The following is a 22130-nucleotide window of genomic DNA, read 5'->3' on the forward strand; positions in this document are numbered from 1 at the left end:
CGATCAGACGGTGGGGTCGTCGGTGCCGCCGACGCGGCGGTGGGCTGCGGCGCGCAGGGCTTTGGCGCGGCCTGGGACGGGGTTGCGGGCGGGGCGGGTGGTGAGGGTGAACGCGGGGGTGGAGGCGCCGTCGACGAGCAGGCGCGCGGCGACCTGGTAGGCGCCCAGCTGCGCGAGGTCGTGATCGCCGAGATTGGGCCGGACGTGGCGCTCCAGAGCCCGGGCGTCCTCGGGACTGGCCTGGAAGAACACCTTGTTGCGGGCGTTCGCGGAGATGCCCTCGCGCAGGTCGGCGGGCAGTTGCGCGAGGTTCTGGTGGGCCAGCACCATCGAGAGGCGGTAGCCGCGAGCCTCGGCGAGCATGTCCTCCAACGGATACGGCAGCGTAAGGAAGTTGTGGCACTCGTCGACCACGAGGGATGCGTCGATGCGGTCGTGTTCGGGAACGCGGGAGCGACGCGCGGCGGCCTGCCACACCTTCCCGACGACGAACGACCCCAACAGGCGCGTCGTCTCCTCCCCCAGCGCGCCCTTCGGGACGCGGACCAGGCAGATGCCGCCGTCGAGGACCCGGTCGAAGTCGAACGTCGACGGGCCGGCTGCGATGGTCTGTCGCACGAAGCCCCGCAGGAGGAACGCGCGGAGTTTGTTCTGGACGGGTCCGATGACGGCGGCGCGGCTGGGTTCGGACATGGATTCGTACCAGGTCCAGAATCCGCGCAGGACCGGGTCCGTGACGGTGGGGATCAGCCGCGCCCTGTAGGCGGGCTCTCCCAGGAGGCGGGGCACGTCGGCGAGGGTGACGATGTCGCCGGTGGCGGCGGCGCGGCGCATCAGGGTCAGGCAGGTGGCGCGCATGATGTCGTCGGTGCGCGGGCCCCAGAAGCTGGAGAAGATCCGGCGGAAGATCCCGGTGATGTTGTCGACGACGACGTCGATGTCGTCGCCCTCGAGGACGTTCAGGCTGGGCGGGGTGTGGGGGTCGTCGGGGTCGATGACCACGAGGCGATCCGCCGCGGACGCGGGCAGGCGGTGCAGCAGGTCGGTGATCAGGTCGCCTTTGGGGTCGATGACCACCACCCCGCGGCTGTGGCGTACGTCGTCGTCGATCAGGTTCGCCAGGAGGGTGGATTTGCCGGAGCCGGTGGCTCCGACGACGTGTAGGTGCTGCCGTCCGTCGCGCACGTTCAACCCCACCGCGCGGGGGTGGCCGGCGTCGGAGGTCCCGAGGGGTTTGACGTCGCTGCCCGGGCGGGGAGTGGGGATCTGCGCGGGCGGGATCACCGAACGCGCGCCCGCACGGGCCAGGCCCGGCGCGTCGGCGTCCAGGGGCAGGTGGGCCAGCGCGGCGAGTTCGGGCACCGACAACAACGACCCCGGCCCGTCGAAACGGCGTGGCGCGATCACCCGCTCGGGGTGGCGCAGGCGGGTGCGGGTGAGCCAGTTTTCCCACGAGTGGATCGCGAACGTCGTCGCCAACGCGTGCACCCGACCCGTCAGGATCGCCTCCGCAGGGGCATCGCCCGGCTTGCCCAGCGTGGTGGTCGCGGGTGGAGTGGTGGCGGCGTAGCGGATGGTGACGGCCCATTGGGGTTCGGCGAGTTTGGCGGCGGTGTGGCGGACTTCGAGGTTGTGGGTGGGGTCGGCCTTGTCGGTGGCGGAGCGGGCGGGGCCGTGGGTGGCCAGGGTGCGCAGGGCTGCGGTGCGGCCGCCGGGGTGTTGTCCGGCCTTGAGGCGGCGGGCGGCGACGCGTGCTTTGCGCAGGCGTAGTCCGGTGGCGGGGCGGGCGAGGATCTGCACGAGGGCTTGTTGTTCGCCGGACATGCCGGTGGCGGCCTGGAGGAGGCCGCGCAGGGGGTCGGCGTCGTGCCGGTCGCGCAGCGGCAGCACTTCCGGGCGGGCCAGGCGCAGGGCGCCGGCGACGGCGACGTGGCCGGGTGTCAGGGCGGGTTCGGCGGGTTCGGTGGTGGTGTGGGCGCCGGGCCATGCTCCTTGGACGGCGCGGCGGACCAGGGATTCGGGGACCAGGCCGGGCAGCCACAGGCGGATGGTCAGTCCGGTGGCGTTCCAGGCGTATTCGAACCCGAGGTGGAACTGGCCGTACACGAGACGCTTCCACCACGGGTGGGCCAGCCCCGACAGTTGCCGCCACAGGGCCTCGCCGCCGGAGGGGTCCACGCGCGGCGGCGCCAGGATCGTGATGCACCGTGCGTCCCGGGCCCAGCGTTCGTGTCGCCGTCGCCGTATCCGGCCCCGCGCGGCGGCCGCCAGCAGGACGCAGGCGAGTACGAGGGGGAAGGTGATGAACGCGCGCGTGGTCGCGGCCACTTCGGCGGTGTCGGCGATGTGCGACCACCACATGCCGGGAGAGGTGACGAACCGGCCCAACGGGCCACCGTCGGGCACCCCTCCCGTCGGTGAAGGCGACGGGGTCACGGGGCCTGTCGAACCCACGCGGCTCATCGGGGCGCCCTGCGGGCGGAGTCGGAACGACCGGCCCGCCGGCGCGAACCGCCGCCGGCCCCGACCGGCGCGGAATCGGTCGTGGTCGCGGCGGCGGGGAGCGCAGCGGATTCCGCGTCGGCCCGGCCCGGGTCCGGGTCTGGAGCGATCCCGTCCAAGTCGGGCCAGGGCTCCTCGTCCCGATCGCTATCCGCGTCGGCGTCGTCGGGGTCGGCGAGGGGCCTCGACCCGGCGAGAGAACCGTCGGGGTCGTCGTCGAACCCCTCGTCCGCGTAGCTCCCGAACTCGTCGTCCTCCGCGAACACATCGAAACCTTCGCCCGTGTCCGCGTACTCGCCATCGTCGTCCGGGTCGAAGTCGTGGGTGAGTTCGCCGGGGTCGGTGGTGATCAGGGCGTGTTCGGCGTCGGCGGCGAGCGCGACGAAGGACACCCTGCTGGCGACGCCGGCCAGCAGCAGGCCCTCGCCCTGGTCGGCGCTCAGCAGGAAGTCGCGTTCCCCGGCCGAGAGATCGAAGGTCTCGGCGATGTGGTCGACCGCCTGCGGGGCCTGGCGCAGGAGGATCTGGGTGGCGGAGTTGGCGACGACGGCGCGGCCGAGGTCGGAGCCGAGGACGTCGTCGGCGTCCTGGGAGACCACGGCAAGGCCGGCCCAGTATTTGCGGGCCGCCTTGGCCATGCGGAAGAGGAATCGGCCGCCCTCGCTCTCGCGCATCAGCAGCCACGCCTCGTCGACCACGACCAGGCGGCGGCGCCGCAGGGTCGGGTCGGTGACCCGGCGCCAGATCGCGTCCAACGTCAACAACATGCCGACGGGCTTGAGCTCGTCGGGGAGCTCGCGCAGGTTCCACACCACCAGGTGCCCGTCGGGTCGGGTCGTGGTGGGGCTCTCGAACAGGCAGCGGTGGGTGCCAGTGGTGTAGGGGGCCAGACGGGCGGCGAGGTCGTGCGCGACGTCGGAGTCGGCGTCGACAAGCGCGGTCTGCAGATCGAACAACAACGGCGCGGGCCGCGCCCACGTGCGCGGGTCGGCGGTGATGCCCGCGGTGCGATAGGCCCCCATGATCGCCGTGTCCAGGACCGCGCGTTCGGCCGCGGTGACGGTGCCGCCGAGCAGGACTGCCAGGAGCGTGTGGACGAACAACGCCCGCCGGGTGAGGGCGTCCCCGCCCGCCGCGTCGCCGTTACGGTGTCGGCGGCGCGGGGCGGGCGGTAGGTCGAACGGGTTGATGCACACCCCGGGCGCGCCGGGTGTGAGGATCGTGCCGCCGACCGCGCGGGCCAGGCGGGTGTATTCGCCTTCGGGGTCGATGACCATCGCCTCGACGCCGGTGTGCAGGCTCCGCAGGAGTTCGAGTTTCGTCAGGTAGGACTTGCCGGCGCCGCTGCGGGCGAGGGTGACGGAGTTGTGGTTCGGTTGCGCCCACCGGTCCCAGATCACCAACCCGCTGCTCATGGTGTTGACGCCGTAGAGCACTCCCCCGGTGGGGGCGGCGGCGTCGGCGGGGTCGGGGGTGGGCAGGTCGGGGGACGCGAGCGGGAACGCTGCGGCGAGTGCGGCGGTGTCCATGGTGCGGCGCACCCCGACCAGGTCCACACCGAGTGGCAGGGTGGACAGCCAGCCCTGCAGGGACCGGAACGTCACCGGCACCGTGCGCAGCAACAGGGACTCGGCGATCGCGGCGACCGCCGCCAACTCCTCCCCCAGCATCGCCTCGTCGTCCGCATGAACCGTGAGGTAGAGGCCGACGCGGAACAACTTCCCTTCGCCCTTCGCAACGCGGTAGGCGAGGTCGGCGGCGGCGTCGGCGGCCGCCTCGGTCTCCGGATCGTCCAGACGGCCCTTGTCGGCGTCGTGACGACGGGTGGACTCCAGCCGGGCGCGCTGCTTGCGCAGCCGCTGGGTGGCGATGTTCGCGGGAACGGGTTCGACGTGCAGCGCCACGTCCAAACGCCCCGGGTACGCGAGAAGGGGCTCCAGCCAACCGGGCCCGACCTCGGCCGGGTAGCCGGTGACCACCAACGTGGAGGCGAGGTGCCCGCCGACGCCGAGCATCCGGGGGCGAACCACGACGGCGTCCGGCAACAACTCGCGTGGACTGCCCGCGTCCTCGCCGTCGGAGCGACCATCGGCCGCGCCGTGACGCCGACGGCCCGATGTCGGAAGTCGGATCTGCAGTTTCATCGTGTCCTCCCGTGGGGTTGGGGTGTCTGTGGGTCGTCGGTCGGGTCGAACGTCGACTCCGGCGGGTCGTGCGTGAAGGCGCCGACGACGGCGGCCCCTGAGGAAACCTGCAACCCGACGTCGGACGGTTGGTCGGGGTCGGCGGCGCCGGCGATCGCGGCGCGGACGCGTGGGGCGTCGAGGGCGGTGACCGTGACACCGGCGCCGCCCAGGGCCCGGGCGGCCTCGGCGACGCGCTGGTGGGCGCGCCCGTTGGGGCGGCCCGGCTCGCGCTGGACGAGGAGGACCTGGCGCACCAACAGGTCGCGATCGGCCGCCAGGTCCTCCACGAACGTGGCGTGGGCGAGGGTGGATTCCTCCAACGCCGGGTGCGGCAGCCCGGGGGCGCGTTCGCGCAACGCCCGCAGATAGGGCTGCAGGTCCATGCGCTCGGCACGCACCACGATCTGCGTGGGTCCGGTGAGTTGGTTGAGGAACCGGCCGAACGCGCCCAGGAGGGCCTGCTGTTCGGCCGGGGTGCGCAGGGCGAGGTTGACGGTCGAACAGGCCGCGAGGGACGCGTGGCCGTCGGCACCCAGGTCGACGACACCGCCGTCCGTGACCTCGCGCATCGGGGTGCTCAGCGGGGCGGGCGGCGGGGCGGCCCGGTGGAGATCCCACTCGGGGTTCAGCCAGTCCGGGAGCACGTCGTCGCGGCCGGTGTCCGGGTCGGGGGGCGGGGCGAGGCGTTTGGGGCCGCGCAGGTACCGCAGGCCCGACCGCAGCCAGGCCTCCAGGCTCACGCCGTCGCGCCGACCCATGACCACCGCCACCAGCAACACCGCGGTCGGTGTGACGAGGGCGGCGTACACGGGCAGCGCCATCCAGGCGCGGGTGGCCAGGTGCCCGCCCCATACCGCGAGCGCGGTGACGGCGAAGATCGTCAACTGTCGGCCCGTCAACGGGCCGAGGAGCCGGTCCTCCTTCTCGATGTCGGCGGGGATACGGACGCTCTCGTACGCGTCCTCCTCCGGTGCGGTACGGGTCACGGGCCCTCCAAGGTGCGGACATGGGCAAGGGGTTCATCGGCAGCGCCCGCTGGTCACGGATCGGAGTCGTCGAGCGGAAGCCGGGTGGAGGCCGGCGCGCGACGAGGCGACGGCAACGAACGCCCCGAGATCGAGTCGGGCGGCCGGTTCGGCGGCTCGACATCGGCGGACGCGGAAAGCCGATGCGTCGGCTCGACGATGCGCGCAGGCCGGCTCGTCGGTGCGACGTCGCGCGGCGGGTCCGGGCGACGGGCAGGCACGTCCGGGCGCGCAGGCACACTCGCGCGGCGGGTCCGCGGCGGAACCTGCCGCTGGGCCGGGGCCGCGGCGCGTTTGGCCGTGCCAGGTGTGGCCGACGGTGGTGTGCTCGGGCGTGGGGAGCCGGTGGGCCGGGATGGGCGTCGGCCGGGCGGCGGTGTCTTCGGGCGCGGGAGCGTGCGTGGGGCGGTGGTCGACGGGTGTTCGCCCGGTGCGGGCCGCCGGTGGCGCCCGTCCGGCCGCCCGGCGAGGTTCTTCTCGGGGCCGGGGACGCCGGGGCGTTGGTGTCGTCCCGCCGGAAGGCGGTGCCGTCCGGTCGGCGCCCGGGCGGGGTCGGTTTCGGGGCCGATGGGTCCCGGGCGCCGGTGCCGGCCATCGCCTCGCGCCCACCACGGCCAGGGCTGCAACGGATCCTGCCCGACCGGACGCCCACCACCGCCGCCGCCGGCGCCGCCGGCCGGGCCGCCGCGCCCGCCGCCCGGCCGACCGCCGCGTCCACCCGGTCCCGTGCCGGGGCCGCCGGGGCGGCGACGGGGTCCTCCCCCGCCCGGGCCCGCGCCGGGGCCGCGGCCGGCCAGGTGGCGTCCCAGGCGGCTGCCCAGGCCGGTGCTCAGACGCGTGGAACCTCCGCCGCCGCGGCCGCCGAACCGGTCCGAGACCCGGCCCAGCACGTACGCGGACGCGATCGTGCGCATCATGCGGGCGACCAGGCCCGACCCGGGACGCGGGCTGGTCATCGGCGTGCCGGCGAACACCGGCCTGCCCACCCATCCGGGGATTTTCAACAGCACCCAGAACAGGGCGATCCCGGTCAGCATCGCCGGCAGGCCGTCACCGGAGGGAACTCCTCCGAAGATGGTGTTGCCCCTGGCGTACATCACGCGCAGGCCGACGATCAACGTCATCGACTGCGCGACCTGCATGACCAGGGTGCCGACGAACGCCCGCCACCACATGCGGGCCATGCCCTCCGTCGCGGGCGTCGCGTGCCCGGCGAGGGCGATCGGGGCGACCGCCGCGAGGAGCATCACGAGCATGATGCGGATGACGAATCCGAGCAGCAGCCCGGCCAGCAGCACGAGGGCGACGAGCGCCATGACGATGAGGTACAACGCGTTGCCGGGGTTGAACATCGGGGAGATCAACTGCTGGGCCACACCAGCCCCGTCGATGCCCTCGCCCAGGACCGCCTCCGCGAGGGCGTTCGACAGACCGATCGCCCGACTCATCACCTCCATCGACACGGCGGCCGCGACCAGGCCCACGACCAGACGCGGGGCGATGTCCTTGAGGGCGTAGCGGGTCTGCACACTCTCGTGCGTCATCACGAGCACGCCGCCGGCGAGGATCAGGAGCCCGTAGAGGGACCCGGCCAACACCAGGTTCCTGGACCACAGTTCGTACAGCGGACCGTTGGCCGCGACGTCGGGAGTGTGCAGCAGGGTCTTGCCGAGCAGCGTCAGCAGCGGCTGGGCGGCCTGGGCGACGAGTTTGCCGAGGAATTTGCCGACCGCGTCCCACAACAACCCCGGCACGTCCAATGGGTTGCCGACACCGGGGATGTTCCAGTCGCGGGGGTCCCACCACTGCGCGGGCGTCAGCGGATCAGTGCCCGGCGGACCGACGGGAGGCACGTTCGTCCCCGGCGGCGCGGTCGGAGCGGCCGGAGGGCCCGACGGGGCGGGAGCAGCCGGCGGCGACGGGGAAGGGATGGCGGGCGCAGTCGTGTTCGGGGGTGTCGCGGGTGTGGTGGGGGTCACGGGCGGCACGGTGGGGGCGGGTCGCCGGGGCAGGCCCGCGACCGCGGGCGGGCGTTCGCCGACCGTGCGGGCGGTTGCGGGGACGGCGGTCGCCGAGGCCGCCGCCGCGCACAACGCCGCGCCCGCGATCAGGAACAGCGCCGCCAGGGTGAGGAGTCCGGTCCACCGGCGCGGCCCGCCGTGATCCTCGCGCCCGTTCGGCCCGGTCCCGTAGTGCCCGGCGGCCATCAGGCGTGGACGGCGCGCGGGGGGCCGAGCGCGTTCAGGGTCGTCGGCGCCGGTTCGGGCTTGGGCGGCTCCGGACCGGTGGTGGGCCCGGGCCCGCCGACGATGCCCTGCAGGACCGCGAGGATCACCGGCGCCAACACCGCCAGGCAGAAACCGATCGCAGCGGCCTTGAACGCGTTCTTGGCCTTCTCGATCTCACCGGGATCACCGCCGGCCATCAAATAGCGCACGCCGCCGACGGTCAGGAACAAAATCGCCAGGCCACCGAGAATGCCCATCAGCCAGTTGCGCGTGTTGTTGATCACCGTCGGGATGTTGTTCACCGCGAACGCCGGATCCGGCCCGAACACCACCAACAACACGACGACGAACGCGACCGTCGCGGCGAACTCCCACGACAGGAGCGGATGCCACCACGCAGGGCGGCGGTGACGCCCCGGCGCACGCCGACGCGACACCCGAACACGAGACAACCCCGCGGCGGACGGAGGTGAGGGTGCCGACGACGGCGGCACGGGCGGACGGCGAAGACGGTGATGCACGATTCCTCCAGAACGAAACAGGGGCGGGCTCGGGGCCGAGACGCCCGATCGGGCGCGGTGGAGTGCTGTGTGTGTGGGGGGGCGGGGTCCGGCCGGCGGGTGGGGCTCTCCGGGCCACCTCCTCCTCGCGGTGGGGTGGGGCGGGGCTCGGGTGTCAGCGCGAGACGGCACACCACCCGCCGGACGGACCGTGGCGACGTCCCCGGGAATCCGGGACCGGAACGGACCACCCTCGGCGCGGGCATCGCGGCCGGGGCGGGTCCTTCATCGGTAATGGAGTCGAACGACTCCGTCCGCGACACGCGAACCGGCACGGCATCGGGCACGAACGTGGCCGCGCGTCAGATCTTCTCGGTCTCGATCGCCTTCCTGAGGCGGTGTTCGGCGGCCCTGCGGCGCCGGTAGGCGGCCCGCATCCGCGCCGGATGACCACCCGCCAACACCCGCACCGCAACCCCGTCTACGCGAGTGACCGCGATCAACTCCGCCTCCTCGGCGGTGACCACCCGCGCCCGCACCGCACGCTCCAACACCCCGGGACCAGAGGTCTCCTCCGGCCCCGGCACGGTCACCGACTCGGCGCACGACGCGGCGGCCGGCTCAGCGTGTTCGGCGTCCGCGAGGGCGACGGTGTTGCGGGCGTGCCGCCGGGCGTCCTCGATCAGGTGATACGCGGCCAGATCCGCCGCCCGCCGCAACCCGTGATACGCCCGCGGATCATCCGGATCCGCGGACAACAACGCCTGGAGGAACGCGCCGAGCATCTCCTGCTCCAGATCGGCGCGCTCGACCAAGCCGCGCCAGGAGCGGCGGGCGATCAACCGGCGCAGACTCGGCGCCGCCATCGCGGCCGCGGCGACCATCCACTGCCGCGCGTGCGGGCGCTGCGCCCGCCGGATCAACTCCGGCCACACCACCCCCGCCACCGCCGAGGCGCCGTCGCCGCGCAGCTGCGTGCGGATGCGGTCAAGTGGCACGCGCCGCCGCCCGGGCGCTACTTCCATCACCGACGCCACCATCTCCGCCGGCAGGGACAGGGGACGCGGACCCCGCGTCAACGCGCGGAAGGTGGCCTCGAGGGTCTGCATGGGACCCGCCGGTCCCGGTGAGGACGCGGCGGTGGAACGGGTGGACGACATGGCGACTCCCGACGGTGAACGGGTGCGGTGACATCGCCATGTCACCGACCACCCGAGCACCCTGCGAACACCCCCGCGCGCCCGGCCGGCCAACACCTCGAGGGTGCTCGTAAGGTGCTCGTCGGGTGCTCGGGCAACACCCCCACGCCCGCGGGCGGATCAGGCTCCGGGCGGGGGTGCTCGCAGGGTGCACATCACCGCCCCACCTGCACCGACACCCGACGTCGGGGCCCGTTCGAAACGCAACCCGCGCGCCGGGACGGCCTCCGCGACCCGCCCCCTTCGGCGGTCCCAAGGCCCGCCCCGTCCGGCGCCGACCGCCGGCAACACCACCCATCACGGACGCACGTGGGATCCACCATCGGCCCGCACCACGTCACGCCCTCGGGCCGCCGCCCTGCGAAGAGGCCGCCGGTGGCGGAGCGCGTACGGGGGCGCTCGCAGGGTGCACATCCCGCCCCGACGTGCGGCAACGCCCGTCGTTCACCGGCCGATTCGCGTCTCGGCCGGGTGCGGGTGTCGCGGCGGATTCCCCGCTCGGTGTCGCAACGGAGCCCCGGCGGCTCCATTACGGATGTCAGCGCGAAACGGCCGGACCCTCCACAGGTCACCACCGATCCCCGATGCGCAACACCACCTCCCCCCGCCCCACCGGACCACCGAAACTCCCCCGCGCCCGACGCCCGAAGGCTCCCCCGCCCGGGATCGACGTCCCGGTCACCGTCTGGCTCGCCCCCACACCCGCCCCCACCACCGCGTCCGAACCGGCCGCGCCCGTGGCCCACGACCCGACGCGGGACCTCCTTCCGCAGTGGGCCCACGAACGCCTGCACCGGCACGTCACCACCCGCGCCGCAGCCGTGACGGCCGTGCGCGTACGGCCCGGCGATCACACGCCGCTCCCCCGGCCCGCACCCGGAACCCGACTGCTCGTCATCGCCGACCTCGCCGACCTGCCCGGCGCCGGTATCCGCGACGACGACGGGAGCCGCCCCGAGGCGCCGGCGCGGACCGCCCGCATCGTCCGCCACCTCCTCGCCCGCGTGCCCGCCGCCCCCGGCTACACCGCCTACGCCGCGATCGCCGTCCCCCCACAACACGCCCCCGACGGGCGGCTGATCGACCGCTGCGGACCCGCCGCGCGCGAGGCCCGCCTGTGCGACTGGCGCCACCTCCAGCACCTGATCGTCGTCCACGCCCACCTCGACACCGACCGACTCGTCCCCCACACCCCGCCTGCCGGCCACGTCGACCCCCACCGGCACGACGTGATCCACACCGACGTGCTGCTGTTCGAACGAACGGAATACACCCCGTGACCCACACCCCCACGCCTACACCCGCGTCGGCCGGCATGCACCGCCCGTCGCCGTCGATCTGGGCGACCGCGCAAACCACCGGCCCCGCCCAGCGGCGCGGCCGCTACGTCCCCGAATCCGTGGGCCACCCCGCCAAGATGCTCCCCGCGATCGCCGCCCACGCCATCGCCCACTACACCCGCCCCGGCGAGGTCGTCCTGGACCCGATGTGCGGGATCGGCACCACCCTCGTCGAAGCCATGCACCAGAGCCGCAGGGCCGTCGGCGTCGAATACGAGGCCCACTGGGCCGAGATCGCCGCCGCCAACACCCGCCTCGCCACCCGACAGGGCGCAGGCGGTCGGGCCGTCGTGATCAACGGCGACGCCCGCCGCGTCGAACACCTCGCTCCGCAGGACGTGCGCGGACGGGTTGCGCTGGTCGTCACGTCTCCGCCGTACGGAGCGTCCGTCCACGGCCAGATCCTCACCACCCGCGACACAGGCACCCCCAAGATCGCCAAATACGCCGACAGTTACGGGCCCGACCATCGCGACCGGGGCAACCTCGCCAACACCGGCCCCGACCTCCTGACCGCCTTCACCCGCATCCTCGCCGGCTGCCGCGCCCTCCTGCGCCCCGGCGGACACATCGTGATCACCACCCGCCCCTGGCGACACCTCGGCGAACTCGTCGACCTGCCCTGCGCCACCATCGCGGCCGGCGAGGCCGCCGGGCTGATCCCGGTGGAGCGCTGCATCGCACTCCTCGCCGGACTCCGCGACGGCGAACTCGTCGCCCGGCCCACCTTCTTCGCCCTCAAGAACGTCCGCGACGCCCGCACCGCGGGCATCCCGCAACACCTCATCGTCCACGAGGACGTGATCGTCCTGCGCCGCCCGAACCCGACGTGAACACCACACCCACCACTCCGCCCTCGCCGATCGGGAGCATGTGCACCGGGTAGGGCGGCCTGGACCTGGCGGTGCTCGGCGGCGAGGTGGCGTGGGTCGCCGACAACGACCCCGACGTGCGCACCGTCCTGACCCACCGCATGCCCGACGTGCCCAACCTCGGCGACCTGCCCGACGTCGACTGGGATCGCCTGGCCCGGACCGCCCCGGTGGACGGGGTCACCGCCGGATGGCCCTGCCAGGACATCTCCCTCGTCGGCCCCGGAGGAGGCATCACCCATGGAACCCGCAGCGGCCTCCGGCACACCGTCATGGACGCCGTTCGCCGTCTACGACCCGCCCTCGTCGTCCTGGAGAACGTCGCCGCCCTGCGACACCGAGGCCTCGACACCGTCCTCGCCGACCTGGCCCAAGCGCGGTACGACGCGCAATGGACGAGCCTTTCGGCCTCCGACGTCGGCGCCCCACACCGCCGTGCACGCCTGTTCCTCGCGGCGTGGCCTGCCCACCCCGCGTGCCCGCGACGGCAAGGGCCCCGTGGGGCGCAAACGCGACGCCCTCCCCGATGTCGTCCAGGCCCTGATATCGCCCACGGGGCACACCGACGGCGATGCCCCGACGACCGGCTCCGACACGGCCGAGGCCGGGAGCACGGCGTCCGCGTACGCCCGTCGGCGCCTTCTGCCCACGCCGATCGCCAGCGAGGGCACGAAAGGCTCGCCCCGCCAACGCGGCGGCCTCACCAACGCCCTCACCCCCCACACCCCCTCCGCGCCCCGCGCACGCCCCACCCGAACACGCAAACCGCCCGGCACAACACCGACATCGACTGGGGCCCGTACGAACCCGCGATCCGCCACTGGGAAACCCTCCTCGACCGCCCCGCACCCACACCCACCCGACCCGGCCCCCGAGGCCCCCCAACTCACCCCCGAATTCGTCGAATGGCTCATGGCCTCCAACCCGGCCACGTCACCCACACCCCCCACCTGACCCGCACCGCACAACTGCGCATCCTCGGCAACGGCGTCGTCCCCCACCAGGCACGCTGCGCACTTCACCACCTCATCAAGGACATGCACGCCGTCGAGGGTGCACATGCTCCGCCCACCCACGCGGACATGTGAGCCGGGGTCCGACCGTCGTCACCGGATGCCCGAGCCCCTGCTCCCGGGAACTCCACGCACTCGCCACCCGCTGCGCCGTCACCTGACGTCCCACGCCGCTCAAGCCCGAGCAAGCACCGGCGAACGAGACGCGACTCGATTGCTGCCGTGCGTGCACGCTCCGAACGCCGCCGTACCGAGTTGTTTCGACGCCCTCGTCCCCGCCACGGAGCAGGGCCGTGGGTTCCACAGGCTCTAATCCCGCACGCGTCGAAACCGGGCACCGCAATGGGGCGTGGTGAAGACATGAGACGAGGGCTGTGGGTGCCATCGCGTTCCACCCGAACGGATCCGGCAGCCTTGGGACAAATCGACGGAACGTAAAATCGGTCGCCCGGGACTGTGGGCTACGGGCGCGACGCCGAGGGGTTGGCCCGTCGGTACACGAACATGACCTTCGAAGCGGCGCAGGCGGGTTTCCTGCCGTGGCTCCCGGCGCGGCCGGGCAGCATCCTCGCATCCGCAGTCCCGTCCCCTGCGAACCCCTTGTGGCGCCAACGGCTTCCTTGGCGCAGCCGGGCTGACCAGGCGCACCCTGGCCGCGGCTGGAGGGTCGTTGATCAACGCATGGGTGGGACGGTCATCGCAGACGCAGGAGTGGTGATTGCCGCCAGGTACGAGGTGCGGCCGTGGCCTGCGGCGAGATCATGCCGCTGGCCACGGCCGGGTGGCAGGGAACCCCATCGGTGGGCCACGACGCGTCGTCCTCGTGGGTGAGGCGTCGAGCGGCCAGCCACACACAACGGATCGGATCGCCCCGATCCCACCCGTGCCCGGGATCTCGGCGAGTGCCGACAACGTACACAACCGCTCGAACCAGCACGCGGTGGAAGCCCCCGCGATGGGCTCCGGCCTGGCGATTGCGTCTCGACGATCCGGGATTACGTGGTTCTCCCACGCGCCGAACATGCAGGCGAGGATGCTGCCTGCATGAATCTCGCGGGAAAGACGCGGTACGCATTGGGTGTACTCGGGCTGGTGCTTTCGATCGGCTCGTTCGCCTGGGTGATACGGGCGTTGGCTCAAGGCGGGCTGGACGCCGGCGGTCAGGCCGGCGTCCTCAGTTTCGGAGCAGGCGTCCTGGGTCTGGTGTTCGGCGCACCGGCGCTCCACATGTCATCGCAGGCGCTCCGCCTGCAACGTGACGACCCGACGGCGATCACGCGACGGTTGGCCACGTCGGTCCGCGTCGCAGAGCGTGCGAACCGGCAGCGGCTGGTCGGCAGTTCCGCCAGCATGATCGATGTGAACTTCCGTCTCGTCCCCGAGGTGTCCCAGGCGGTGTTCACGCCCACGGCAACGGGCCCGGCCACGGCGGCCACAGGACATCTGTTCGCGATTGTGGAGTATTACCTTCCCTGGCGTCCGAATCGCCTTCTCATCACCGGTTCGTCGGGCGCCGGCAAGACCATCGCGGCCGGCGACCTTGTGTTGCGGCTGCTCGCCGCGCGTGCGGAATCGGATCCCGTACCGGTGCGGTTGACGCTGACGGGGTGGCCCGAGGACCGCGACTTCGAGGGCTGGCTGGTGCGCAGGTTGACCGAGGTGTACGAGCTGCCGGTCCGGGACGCGCTCGCGCTGGTCGATGCCCGATTGGTCCTGCCGGTTCTCGACGGCCTGGACGAGATGGATCCCGCCGCGAGCACCGCCCGCCCCCGCGCCATCGCCGCCCTCGGACATCTGAATCGGTACATCGACGAGCACGCGGACAGCGGTGGTCGGCCCGGCGCACTCATTCTGACGTGCCGCACCGACGCGTACACGGATCTCGCCGCACGGGATCACCGCTTGGCCACCGCCGCCCGGATCGTCCTCGACGACGTACTCGTCGTCCAAGGCGTCGACTACCTGCAACGCCGCGGAGTGGACGCAACCCGTTGGGCTCCGGTGACCGCGACCCTGGCCGCGGCACCCGGCGGTACGCTCGCCCGCGCCCTGAGCACTCCATGGCGCCTCAACCTCGCCGTCACCGTGTACGAGGAACACACCCTGGCGCCCGACGGCCGCAAGATCTTCGCCCGCGAACCGGCCGACCTTCTGCACCTGGCCTCCCCCGGTGCCGTCCGCGACCATCTCCTGGGCCTGATGATCCCCGCCGCCGTGGCCGTTCGCCCCGACCACAACGGGCGCCCGCAGTACCGGTCCGGGCAAGTCCACGCCTGGCTCCGCACCCTCGCCCTGTACCTGGACGACAACCGAGCCACCGGACGCAGCGTCGCGGGACGTCCCCTGCCCGGCACCGATCTGATCCTCCACGAGTTGTGGCCACTCGCCGGAGACCGCCGCGTCCGCGCCATACACGCTCTCGGCACCTGTGTGGTCGGCATGGCGATGATCGTCGGCTTATGGATCCCCGGTACAGGTTCCACGATTGCGGGTCGGATCATCGCCACCGTCGTCCTGGCCCTGATCGGAGCACTCGGGACGATCCATGCCTGGTTCAAGGTATGGCCGATCCCGGCGTGGTTCGACCTGGAGGGCCTCCGCACCGTGGAACGCCGACGCCGAGCGGCGCTGGGCCTCGTGGTCGCGCTCGTTCTCGCTCTCGTGGTCGGCCTGGAACTCGGTTTCCTGTTCGGGCTCGCGATCGGACTCGCGGTCGCACTGCTGGGGTGGTTACGGGCCGCAGTCAGCGGGTCCTCGGACGACGCAGCGAGATTCGCGCATCCACGTGACCTGCCCCGCGCCAACCTTGCGGTCACACTCGCGTTGGGCATCGGGGGTGGGGTCTGCCTCGGGCTCGTCGGCACGCTCGTATCCGGGCTCGGGTTCGGACTCACGGTCGCCTGCGGGTATGCGCTCATGGTCGGAATAGCGGGATCACGAAACGTCGTGTTCGCGGCGTGGGTTCATCTCGGAACCCATCAATTGCCGTGGCGCCTGGGACGGTTCCTGAACTGGGCCACCGAAGCCGAACTTCTCCGCGTCGCCGGAACCGCCTACCAGTTCCGCCACCGCGAACTCCAGGAGTGGCTCACCCGCACCCCGCCTGTCTGATCGCGACCACACGCCCGACGCGCCGCCGGACAGATGCGGCACCAGGTAACAAGGGACGCACTCGACGGTGGCGTCCCATGGGGGGTAAGGCAACAGGTGCCCGGCAGCCGGAGCGCGGCACTCCACCGTCGAACCGGTCGCAGATCGTGCGATGTTCGTGCTCCCTCGGCGCAGTCGGCAATGCCAGGGCGTCTTCATCCCAATGTGATGCCCACCGAACCACCACGTCGGGAACAGTGGCTCCGCTCCGCCCGGTTGCCCCGGCTCCCCTCGCCTCGGCCGGGCCGGGCCAAACGACGGGCACCTTGGCGTGACGCTCGCCCCGTCGAACGAGTGGCGCCATGGGTCGGATGCCGTAGCGTTCCATCCGGGCGAATCCGGTAGCGTCAGGGGGGATCGACGGGCATGCAGGCACAACCGCTCGGGACGGCGGGATACGGGCGCAACGCCGAGGCGTTGGCCCGTCGGTACGCGAGTCTGACGTTCGAGGTCGTGCACGCTGGGTTCCTGCCGTGGCTGCCGACGCGTCCGGGCAGCGTCCTCGACATCGGCGCGGGCAGCGGGCGCGACGCGGCCGCCTTGGCCGGGCGGGGGCATCGGGTGGTGGCGGTCGAGCCGACCGAGGAGCTGCGGCGCATCGGTCGCGACGCGCACGCCGGGGTGGGGATCGAGTGGGTCGACGACGCCCTGCCCGACCTGGCAGGCGTGTGTGGTCGCTACGACCTGGTGCTGTTGTCCGCGGTGTGGATGCACCTGGACGCGGCGGAGCGCGCCTGCGGGATGAGGCGGGTGGGCGAACTGACCGCGCCGGCCGGTCGGGTGGCGATGTCGATCCGGCGCGGGCCGGTGCCCGAGGGGCGACGCATGTTTGCGGTCCCGGTCGACGAGACGATCGCGCTGGCGAGCCGGTCCGGGCTCGCCCTGGTCCGCCGCGGCGAGGAGAGCGACCGGTTGGGCCGCGGAGACGTGTACTGGGACACGCTCGTCTTCCGCGCCGGACCCGACACCGCTCCCGACGAGCATCGATGACGCCGGACTTCTACCGAACCGATCCGGGCCCGCTCGCCTCGTGGCGGCTCGCCGTCCTCACCGGCGCGAACTCGCGCACGTACAAGTTCGCCCTGGGCGAGACCCTGCTCGAACTCGCCGCGCAGGGTCGGACCGACGTGCCCCTGGACGAGGTCGCCGCCCGGTACGCCATGGCCATCCTGGCGCACCAGGCCGACGCCCCCCAGGCGCCCTCGGGGGCAGTGCTGCGGGAGACGGACTTCCTGGAGGTGGCCCGACGCGAGGCCGCGGAATCGATCGCCCTGGGGCATCCCACCGAACGGCTGCTGCACGCGGCGGTGAAGTCGATGCCGACGATGGTCATGCGCAAGTTCCACAACCTGCACGGCGACACCCCGACGGCCCACACCTTCTACGAGGTCACCGGCACCTCCCGCGAGCGCATCGTGCGCCTGACCCCCGACCTCCTCGTCGTCGCCCGCTCCGAGCAGGCCCCGGGGCTGCGCGCCGAACTCGATACGCGATGGGACATCGTGGCGCAGTCGTTCGCCGCGGGCATCGGCCGCAGTCTCGTCGCCGAGGGCTTCGCCGTGGACCTCGCGACGCACACCCTCGTCGACCGGCACCGACGCCGCTCGGTCGCCGGCGTCACCTCCGCCGTGATCGGCTTCCAACACGGCCGCTGCCTCATCTGCAACGAGATCATCCCTCCCGCCGGCCCCGTCGCCGTAGACCACGCCTTCCCCCACTCCCTCATGAACCGGCTGAGCATCGTCACCGGCTGGCAGGGCCCCGATCTGGACGCCGTCTGGAACCTCGCCCCCACCCACCGGGCCTGCAACGCCGCCAAGAGCGACCGCCCCCCGACCCCGGAACACCTCGACCGCCTCGCACACCGCAACGAAGCCATCATGCACTCGCCCCACCCCCTCAGGAAGACCCTCGCCCTCAGCCTCGAGGCCGCGGGAACCGGCGGCCAAGGGGCCGACCGGTGGCCCGTGTTCCTGCGCCACGTGCAATCCGCCTGCTGCTGAACCTCAACCCGCGTCGATGCGCAACCCGACGAGGTCTCCGCGGAGTCGGGGTGTGGAACACATCCGCGCGTGCGGCGGATTCGGCGGCATCCTTTGGTCGGCAACGACTCGGCGTCGTGCACGTGTGCGACGGCCGGGCGCGGAATCGAGAGGTCGCCGCCGGACGGGACGACACCGGCGTGTTCGATCCGCACGAAGCATCGCCGGCGGACCGGCCGTCCGTCGTGCGACTCGGCCGGGTGGTCGGAATCAGGTGTCCGGAACGGTCCATTCGACTGGGGCACCGGGGCCGTGCGGGGTGTGGACGACGCACTCGGGGCGCTTGCCGGTCGCCACGGGAACGGGGATGTTCCCCGTGCGCAGTCCGCGGATCCGAGTTTCGTGGTGGTGGGCGCGTACTCGGGCTTGGGCAGATCGCCACCATTGAGGCCGGTGACGGCGCTCCCGGTGGAGTCGCCGTAGACCAGGGACCACGGTAATTGGGCGACCTCGACGGTCGCGTTCCCGGAGTTGCAGGTCTCGACCTCGATGGTCGCCCACGCGTCCCCGCCGAGGGAGGGGCCGGGTGGCCGGATACCGGCGACGGTGTGTCGGTACGCGATCACGGTGATCGCGAGCCGTCCGTCCGGGCCGTCCACGCCGGAACTCTCGCCCAGCGAAAGCGGAATGCTCCGCTTCGCGGGCGGCGAGGCGGGCGGGACGGACCGTCGCCGTCTCGGTGACGACGACGGTTCTGGGCTCGCCCTTGTCGTACAACCGACGGCGGCCCCGGTCGGGACGGAGCAGAGTAAAGCGGCAACGTGCGCGCGCATGCGTTCCCCCGGAGTGACCGAACGTGTCGACGGACATCCTCCGCGAACGGCCCGGAAGACGACGCGGCGGGTCGACACCCCACCCCCGAGGGGCCGGCTCGTCGCCGCGCCGGGAACCGGTCGCATCCGCAACAACCGCTTCGGGCCGCACCGCCGGCATCCATGTCGGGGATTGCCAACCCCGCGCGAAGTGAGGAAAGTTGTACCCGTGGCCGCGGCGCGGCCCCACGGCACAACCCGGGCCATCCGCGAAACGACGGCATCGCACCACTCGGCCGAAGCCCGCCGACAGGCGACCGAGGCGGACGCCGACCCACGTACCGGAGCGCCGGGACGATCTGCTGCGGATCACCCCGGCATGACGTGCAGCCCCGGTGACACCCACGCGGACGCCTGCGTGTCCGGCGGCGGGCCATCCGGCGTCGACACCCCCACCGAACGGGTCCTCGGCCGAGACCGCAACGCCCGGGACGACCGCGACAGCGGGACGCGACCGACCGCGGCAGTGAACGCCCGGCCGCACGAGGCCTGTTCGCCGACCGGCGTCGTCCGGCGGCGGTCCCGCGTCACCCCGGCGCGCGAGTGCACGCCCACGGCACGGGCTGACGCAGGCCTCCCGGGCAACGACGAAACGCCCTGCGCAGGGGACTCCTTCCGACGGAGTACCCGGCACATCGCGCGTGTTCGGGCCGTGTGGCGCAACGCTCCCGGTCGCCGCGACAGCGAACGAAGAGTGGAGGTACCGTCGCCACCCGCCGACGCGGACGCCGACCTCGGCGAGGCGTGTTCCAGGGCGGGTCCGACGACGACAAGGCGGATTCGACCCATGCGCCGTACTCGGATCACCCCCGCGAACGCGTCCATCCCCCGGCATGGAGGGACGAGGCGCCGCACGGTTCCCTGAGCGCACTTCACGCTCCGATAACGCCGGGTACACGCCACGCGCCGCGTGACATCCCGCCGACCCCGGTGACGAGCCGTCACCGGACGTCCGCACCCCCTACCGGTCGAACCCGCGCGTCCCGGCCCTGATCCCGCGCACACGCGTGACACGCCAGGCGAGTTCCCGACGCGCACCACCACGACCCGTGACCGGACTTCGCCATGCCCACCGCCCGGAAGGACGGACCCGCCGTGCACGACCCGACCCACACCCCGTCTCCTGCACCCGATCCACACCCCACCGGCGCGAATCCCCGAAAGCCGCGAGCACAACGACCTCCCACCCCGGGCAGCCGCGCGCCCCGAATATCGTCCGCACAGGACGAACGCCCCGCTCCGCATGCCGCCGAGCAGGCGTCCTGCACCAATCGTCCCCACACTTCAGGCGCTCCCTCGCACCGCCCACCCGTCGACGTCGCGGCGGCACCGAACACGGCACCCGGCCCCGCGGTCGCCCTCGTCGATCACGACTTGCCACCGGGACCCGCCTGCCTCCACGCCCCCGCCTCGGTCGCGGCCACCGCCGTTCCCCTCGTCCGGTCGCCCCGGGCCCAGGAGGTGGACGCCACCGCGTCGCGCCGCGTCCGACCGCGGGCGTGGCTGTGCGCCATCGCCTGGCTGATCGCCACCGGCTCCCACCGCAAGGCCAGCCGGACCACCACCCGCATTGCCCAGGACCTGGCCGCCCGCATGGACCACCACGAGGGAACGGTGATCTACGGCCTGGACGCCACCGCGCAGCGCCTGCGGCTGTCCCGCGCCACCGTCAAACGCCACATCGCGGTCCTGCGCGAACTCGGAGCCCTGGCCTGGCAGATCCACGGATCCCGACGCAACCTGCGCAAGCCCGACCGGCCCTACACCGCCACCGGCACCGTCTACGCCGCCGTCGTCCCACCCGCCTACGACCGCGCCCACGGCCACCGCACCACCGGCACCGGCTACACCGCCCGCCTGATCGGCCTCACCTCCACCGCCCGGGCCCGTATGGCCGCGGCCGCGGTTGCGGCCACACGTTCGCGAAGCGAAGCCGCTCCCCCACCCCACCGAGGACGCACGATCCTGCCGTCGCCGCGCCGGACGGATCCGAACACCCCAACCGCAACAGGGAGTCACAGGCCCCGCCATGCGCCCCCTTCCCTGAACACACCCACTCCCCCGTTCGGGTCTCGGTCGATCAACGGGTTCAAGAACACACGCACGCCCGCGAACACGGCGACGACCGCGGCCACGTCCACCGCGACCACGATCAATCACCCAGGTGCGGGCATCCGTTCCCCCCTGCGGGTTGCCCGCGACATTCGCGTCGCCGCCACTGTCCGCGCCCGGGTGACCTGGACCGCCCACGAATCCCTACGCCGCCTGGCCTGGGCCCTGCGACCCCTGATCGACCGCGGACTCGACGCCCCTCGCATCGCCGGCGAACTCACCGCATGGCACCTCGACGACTGGCGTCCCCGACACCCGGCAGCGTTCATCACCGCACGACTGCGCCGCGAGGCCGCTCTCGACGCCCGGCACCACGCCGAACGGGCCGCGGCCGTCCACCCGACGAGCAACCCCGCATGGCGCGCATGCATGGACCGGCTATTCCCCCCGTCCGCCGACCCGACGCACGCACCACCACGCACCACCGAAGCACGCCGGGCCGCCCGCGTCGCAGGACGCCACGACCTCGTCCGCGTCATCGAACACCTCGAACGCGACTTCACCGACGCCCTGGACCTGTACGGAACCGACCTCACACGACGCGCGAGCAACCTCGCCGGCTCCACCACCATCCACTGGCACACCCAGTGACCCGACGAAACCGCACCCCATCGTCGACGACACGGTCGCGTCGCCGGTGCCGCACCACTCGCCGGGCCGATGTCGCTCCGCGTCGGGATCCGGCATGTGCTCACGGTCCACCGGCTCACCGATCGCGTCGGTGCAACGCCCCTCGTGGACTTACGCGATCCCACGGACATACCCGGGAGACGACGTTCGATGGACGGACTGTGCCGATAAACTTCCGACACAGGCCGTTGCACACGATGGCCGACGCCTTCACCGCCGTCGACCGCGGACTCGAACCTCCGGCATCCAGGCGCCTGGCAGACCCGGAACTCACCCACTATCGAGGGAAGTTGCGAACCTCCGCGACTTTCGCGGCTGTCGAGGATGGCACCACGCCCTCGAGGATGGCGACGCCTGCGGTTCCCGCGGACGACGTGGGCCCGTCCGTAAGGCGGCGGCAAACGCCGGTCGGGGCGCATGACGATCCGAACCGCTCGTCGTGCACATGGGTCCGCCGATGGGTGCGTGTCGTGGCGGCGGGGGTCGGATGACGCGGGCTTCGCGTAGCCGTCGTGTGTT

Annotated in this window: 13 protein-coding genes and 1 pseudogene; 8 read left to right on the plus strand and 6 right to left on the minus strand. The window is 72.7% G+C overall.

Annotated features, from left to right (window positions below; translation table 11 throughout):
- Positions 1 to 3: 3 nt before the first annotated feature.
- The 6 genes from ACFXKZ_RS47390 to ACFXKZ_RS47415 all read right to left on the minus strand — a co-directional run bounded on the left by ACFXKZ_RS47390 (position 4) and on the right by ACFXKZ_RS47415 (position 9601).
- Positions 4 to 2388 (minus strand): type IV secretory system conjugative DNA transfer family protein, encoded by a 2385-nt coding sequence (locus ACFXKZ_RS47390; RefSeq protein ID WP_380012900.1) that lies wholly within the window; start codon positions 2386 to 2388, stop codon positions 4 to 6.
- A 71-nt stretch (positions 2389 to 2459) separates the two neighbouring features.
- A complete protein-coding gene (locus ACFXKZ_RS47395; protein WP_380012903.1) occupies positions 2460 to 4646 on the minus strand; it encodes a VirB4 family type IV secretion system protein in 2187 nt (728 codons plus the stop codon).
- On the minus strand, positions 4643 to 5674 hold the full coding sequence (locus tag ACFXKZ_RS47400) for a PrgI family mobile element protein (RefSeq protein ID WP_380012906.1): 1032 nt from the start codon (positions 5672 to 5674) through the stop codon (positions 4643 to 4645). Before ACFXKZ_RS47400 ends, ACFXKZ_RS47395 begins: the two co-directional genes overlap by 4 nt.
- Before the next feature lie 53 nt (positions 5675 to 5727).
- Positions 5728 to 7920 (minus strand): hypothetical protein, encoded by a 2193-nt coding sequence (locus tag ACFXKZ_RS47405; RefSeq protein WP_380012909.1) that lies wholly within the window; start codon positions 7918 to 7920, stop codon positions 5728 to 5730.
- A complete protein-coding gene (locus ACFXKZ_RS47410) occupies positions 7920 to 8378 on the minus strand; it encodes a pilin (protein WP_380012912.1) in 459 nt (152 codons plus the stop codon). Before ACFXKZ_RS47410 ends, ACFXKZ_RS47405 begins: the two co-directional genes overlap by 1 nt.
- Positions 8379 to 8803: 425 nt before the next feature.
- Positions 8804 to 9601: a hypothetical protein gene (locus tag ACFXKZ_RS47415; RefSeq protein WP_380012915.1), complete on the minus strand. Its 798-nt coding sequence runs from the start codon at positions 9599 to 9601 to the stop codon at positions 8804 to 8806.
- A 623-nt stretch (positions 9602 to 10224) separates the two neighbouring features.
- On the opposite strand from ACFXKZ_RS47415, the gene ACFXKZ_RS47420 reads away from it, so the two are divergent.
- The 8 genes and pseudogenes from ACFXKZ_RS47420 (at position 10225) to ACFXKZ_RS47455 (ending at position 21572) form a co-directional block, all read left to right on the plus strand.
- Positions 10225 to 10920 (plus strand): hypothetical protein, encoded by a 696-nt coding sequence (locus ACFXKZ_RS47420; protein ID WP_380012918.1) that lies wholly within the window; start codon positions 10225 to 10227, stop codon positions 10918 to 10920.
- The gene (locus ACFXKZ_RS47425; RefSeq protein ID WP_380012921.1) at positions 10917 to 11813 is read left to right on the plus strand and encodes a TRM11 family SAM-dependent methyltransferase; all 897 of its coding nucleotides are present in this window, start codon (positions 10917 to 10919) and stop codon (positions 11811 to 11813) included. The genes ACFXKZ_RS47420 and ACFXKZ_RS47425 overlap by 4 nt, the downstream gene beginning before the upstream one ends.
- A gap of 116 nt (positions 11814 to 11929) precedes the next feature.
- Positions 11930 to 12250, plus strand: a pseudogene (locus tag ACFXKZ_RS47430) (DNA cytosine methyltransferase); the annotation flags it as partial.
- 507 nt (positions 12251 to 12757) lie between these two features.
- Positions 12758 to 12940 carry a hypothetical protein gene (locus ACFXKZ_RS47435; RefSeq protein ID WP_380013116.1) on the plus strand — a complete coding sequence of 61 codons (183 nt, stop codon included), beginning with the start codon at positions 12758 to 12760 and terminating at the stop codon, positions 12938 to 12940.
- Between the two features lie 969 nt (positions 12941 to 13909).
- Positions 13910 to 15976: a hypothetical protein gene (locus tag ACFXKZ_RS47440; protein WP_380012924.1), complete on the plus strand. Its 2067-nt coding sequence runs from the start codon at positions 13910 to 13912 to the stop codon at positions 15974 to 15976.
- Positions 15977 to 16381: 405 nt separating this feature from the next.
- Entirely contained in the window at positions 16382 to 17005 is a 624-nt protein-coding gene (locus ACFXKZ_RS47445) for a class I SAM-dependent methyltransferase (RefSeq protein WP_380012927.1), read from the plus strand.
- Positions 17002 to 18018, plus strand: a complete 1017-nt coding sequence (locus ACFXKZ_RS47450) for an HNH endonuclease (RefSeq protein ID WP_380012930.1) — start codon at positions 17002 to 17004, stop codon at positions 18016 to 18018. Before ACFXKZ_RS47445 ends, ACFXKZ_RS47450 begins: the two co-directional genes overlap by 4 nt.
- Before the next feature lie 2312 nt (positions 18019 to 20330).
- Complete coding sequence (locus ACFXKZ_RS47455) at positions 20331 to 21572, plus strand: cell wall protein (RefSeq protein WP_380012933.1); 1242 nt, start codon at positions 20331 to 20333, stop codon at positions 21570 to 21572.
- The last annotated feature ends 558 nt before the right edge of the window (positions 21573 to 22130 follow it).

Origin of the sequence: Embleya sp. NPDC059237 (genome assembly GCF_042754105.1) — a bacterium.
Taxonomy (GTDB): domain Bacteria; phylum Actinomycetota; class Actinomycetes; order Streptomycetales; family Streptomycetaceae; genus Embleya.